Consider the following 3,054-nt stretch of genomic DNA (forward strand, 5'->3'; position numbering starts at 1 on the left):
GATCCTCAACTCGCTCGCCGACTACCTCGAAAAGATCAACACACCACAAAAAGCGAAACGAACTTAAAGTCACCATTTGAGGCGCAGGATACTAGAGCGTGTTTCGAAAGTGCCTGGTGAGGATGGCGGAGAGCCCATTTGTGATCCAGAATGATCGGATGGTCACGCTTGAGACTCCCCGTTTGATCCTGCGTCGCTGGCGCGAGGAAGACGTTGCGCCCATGGCTGCCGTCAATGCCGACCCCGAGGTCATGCGGTGGATCCGTGACGGCAGCGTCCGTGACGAACAGCAGACTCGCGGCGGGATCCAGGCATGGGAGAGCGAGTGGGAGTCACAGGGCTTCGGCCTGTTCGCCGTGGAGATCCGGTCCACTGGCGAGCTGGCCGGGTTCACCGGCCTTTCGGTGCCCCACTTCTTGCCGGAGGTACTGCCGGCGGTTGAGGTCGGCTGGCGGCTGGGACGTTCCCACTGGGGGCAGGGCTTGGCCACCGAGGCCGCTGCGGCCGCTGTACGGTTCGGGTTCGAAGAGCGAGGGCTGGAGCGGATCGTCAGCATCACTCAAGTAGGCAACGACGCCTCCGAACGGATCATGACCAAACTGGGGATGCATCCGGTCCGTGAGACCGTCAATCCCACCTGCGGTCGGCGAGTACGGGTGTTCGAGTTGTCGTCGGACCAGTACGTCACAACCACTCGTTGATGGCGGCAACGAGGACGGCAGCCTCGTAGCGGACCGCGAGTTTGTCGTACCTAGTGGCCACGGCTCGATGTCTCTTGAAGCGATTCATGCCGCACTCGACCGCGTGCCGGGCCTTGTAGTCGTCTGGGTCGAACTTCGGTGGCCGGCCACCGCTGGACCCGCGCTTCTTGCGGTTGCGGACCTGGTCGGCCTTGTCCGCAATGGTGCAGCGGATACCGCGACGCCGTAGGTAGGCGCCGGTCTTGCGGGACCCGTACGCCTTGTCCGCCCGCACCCGTCGCGGGCGTACGCGGGGCCTGCCGCACCCAAGTCGGGGCACCCGGATGCGGCCCAGCACGACCTCGAACTGCGGAGAATCCCCGCGCTGCCCGGCCGTGATCACGATGAACATAGGCTTCTGCCTCTGTTCGACGGCCAGGCGCAGCTTGGTGGTAAGACCGCCGCGGGAGCGTCCTAGTGCCGTGTAGTTAGCGCTGGGTGTCCGGTGTCAAGGGGTGCGGGTGGTCAGGATGTTGATGCTGATTGTGGCTTTGTAGCTGGTTCTGTCGACGGTGCCTCTGGCGTTGCACTTCGAGATGGCGCGTTTGACGACGCGTGGCCGGGTGCGGATGCGGCGGTCGGGCATGAGGTCGGCCAAGATCCGGCGGCCGATGGTGCCGACGAGGTCGATGGCCGTGTCGTTGAAGACGCCCGCGGCCTGGACGGGCAGGTCGCGGGCGGTGTTCAGGGCGATGGAGAAGCTGGCCCGGTCGGGGTCGGTGTCCGGGCGGATACCGGTGGCATCCGCCATGGCCAGTCGCAGGACCTGGTAGGTGACCACCAGTGCGAAGACTTCCTGGGCAACGCCGGCAGGGGTCCGTGCGCGAAGGACCCGGCCGCCCAGGATGGTGGACTTGATCTCCAGGTAGGAGGTCTCGACCTCCCATCGCCCATGGTAGAGCCTGATCAGCTCGGCGGCGGGGTGCGCGTGGGAGTCGGTCAGGGTCGTGACGAGACGGTAGGCGCCGGTGCGGCGCCCCTGTCAGGTACTGACGGTGATCTCGCAGTCGATGACGCGGACCGCCACGTCCCTTCGCCGAGTGCGCTGATACCGACCGTGAATGGTGACGTTGTACGCGATACCCCTGGGCAATGACGGTGCCGAGATGCGCCCGCTCGAACCGTGGCGGGCAGAGGAGTTCCTGGCCCACATCGACCGAGGACGGGAGTTCATCGGGCAGCACAACGCGCTCCCCGACGTCGTCACTGACCTGGGGTCGAGCTGGGCGTTCCTCCAGGCGTACGTAGACAGGACCGCGGCCGATACAGGCTGGCTCTACGGCATCTGGATGGACGGCGAGTTGGTCGGCGCGGTCCTCTTTCGGACTCTGGGCGTCGAGCAGGGCACCGCAGTGGCAACCTGCTGGGGCTGGAGCCGTCGGCGGTGGGCAAGGGGCCGGCGACCCGGGCCGCGCGCGTGATCACCGATCGGGCGATCGAGGAACGGGGCATCCACCGCGTGGACTGGTGGGTCTCGGCAGCGAATGAGGCCGGCATCGCTGTGGCCAGGCGGCTCGGGATGACCAAAGACGGCGTGCTGTGAGACGGGCCGGACGAGAAGAATGGCTCCTTCCTGACCATCGCACAAGCCGCCGTCTCCGCCATGACCAGCACCTTCGCGCCAGCCCGGCGGCCGACGACGGATCACCGCAGGTCCAGCCGTTCCGGACACCGCACAGCCCCTCGACTCAACTCCGGGCACGGAATGAGCTCGGACGGCTACTCCTCGCGTTCGTATTCAGCCTGCGCCCGCTTCTTGTCGAGTTCGTCCTGGGCGGCGCGGTAAATGTCGCTGACGACCTTGCGGACAGCCTGCACATCGGACCCGGACGAGGCGTCCCGGATGCGGTCGGCCCATTCATCCACGTCATGCAGATTTTCCGATTTCTCACTCATATGACATTTGTACTCTTTTGAGGCTTCGCTTGCCTCCCTTACCCGTAGATGAAGCGCCAGCGATGACCGCCGTCGACAGACCACGGCGACGTAGACGGTGCCGTGGTTCGGGAAGTCGCGCGGGAGGCATATTCAGGGAATTCCGGTGCAGTTGACGTACAGGATCACGTTGAATACGTCGCGTAGTTCGACCGAGCTGGTTGGCTGGCGGGTCTGCGGTCGAGTCGGGCTTCCCTCCAGCCCGTCAACGTCGGTTCGATCAAGGCCCATCGGGCTTGTGCGTGAGTGCGGCCGCGCGGTTCCGGGTGTCTGCCGGGGAATGGCGCCGTATGCCGGAAACCCCGGCCCGATTCCGACGGGCCGGGGTTTCCTTATGACGCAAGCGGCTGTGTTACCACTCGTCCCCGCCCTGGTCGCC

General features: G+C 65.5%; 4 protein-coding genes and 3 pseudogenes. 2 read left to right on the forward strand and 5 right to left on the reverse strand.

The features are described 5' to 3' along the window. Positions 1 to 158: 158 nt before the first annotated feature. Positions 159 to 701, forward strand: coding sequence for a GNAT family N-acetyltransferase (locus AB0N06_RS38485; protein ID WP_366139320.1), 543 nt, complete (start codon positions 159 to 161; stop codon positions 699 to 701). Here AB0N06_RS38485 and AB0N06_RS38490 read toward each other — a convergent pair. From AB0N06_RS38490 to AB0N06_RS38500, 3 genes and pseudogenes are all read right to left on the reverse strand, one after another. Further along, a complete protein-coding gene (locus AB0N06_RS38490) occupies positions 685 to 1,125 on the reverse strand; it encodes a transposase (RefSeq protein ID WP_366139323.1) in 441 nt (146 codons plus the stop codon). The two genes, AB0N06_RS38485 and AB0N06_RS38490, sit on opposite strands and share 17 nt — an antisense overlap. Positions 1,126 to 1,188: 63 nt before the next feature. Next, a complete protein-coding gene (locus AB0N06_RS38495; RefSeq protein WP_366139321.1) occupies positions 1,189 to 1,521 on the reverse strand; it encodes a hypothetical protein in 333 nt (110 codons plus the stop codon). Next, positions 1,522 to 1,683 (reverse strand): annotated as a pseudogene (locus AB0N06_RS38500) (transposase); the annotation flags it as partial. It lies immediately after the preceding gene. A gap of 127 nt (positions 1,684 to 1,810) precedes the next feature. On the opposite strand from AB0N06_RS38500, the pseudogene AB0N06_RS38505 reads away from it, so the two are divergent. Continuing rightward, positions 1,811 to 2,280 (forward strand): annotated as a pseudogene (locus AB0N06_RS38505) (GNAT family protein); the annotation flags it as partial. Between the two features lie 179 nt (positions 2,281 to 2,459). On the opposite strand, the gene AB0N06_RS38510 reads toward AB0N06_RS38505, so the two are convergent. Together AB0N06_RS38510 and AB0N06_RS38515 are read right to left on the reverse strand one after the other, a co-directional pair. Then, positions 2,460 to 2,636, reverse strand: coding sequence for a hypothetical protein (locus AB0N06_RS38510; RefSeq protein ID WP_366139322.1), 177 nt, complete (start codon positions 2,634 to 2,636; stop codon positions 2,460 to 2,462). A gap of 135 nt (positions 2,637 to 2,771) precedes the next feature. Continuing rightward, positions 2,772 to 2,899: pseudogene (locus tag AB0N06_RS38515) on the reverse strand (IS5/IS1182 family transposase); the annotation flags it as partial. Between the last annotated feature and the right edge of the window lie 155 nt (positions 2,900 to 3,054).

The sequence above is a fragment of the Streptomyces sp. NPDC051020 genome (assembly GCF_040683105.1).
Lineage (GTDB): Bacteria > Actinomycetota > Actinomycetes > Streptomycetales > Streptomycetaceae > Streptomyces.

What these genes read in the sequence shown, in the direction of transcription:
- AB0N06_RS38485 (WP_366139320.1), top strand. Translation starts at nt 159, where the DNA reads ATGGTCACGCTTGAGACTCCCCGTTTGATCCTGCGTCGCTGGCGCGAG.
- AB0N06_RS38510 (WP_366139322.1), bottom strand. Translation starts at nt 2,636, where the DNA reads ATGAGTGAGAAATCGGAAAATCTGCATGACGTGGATGAATGGGCCGAC.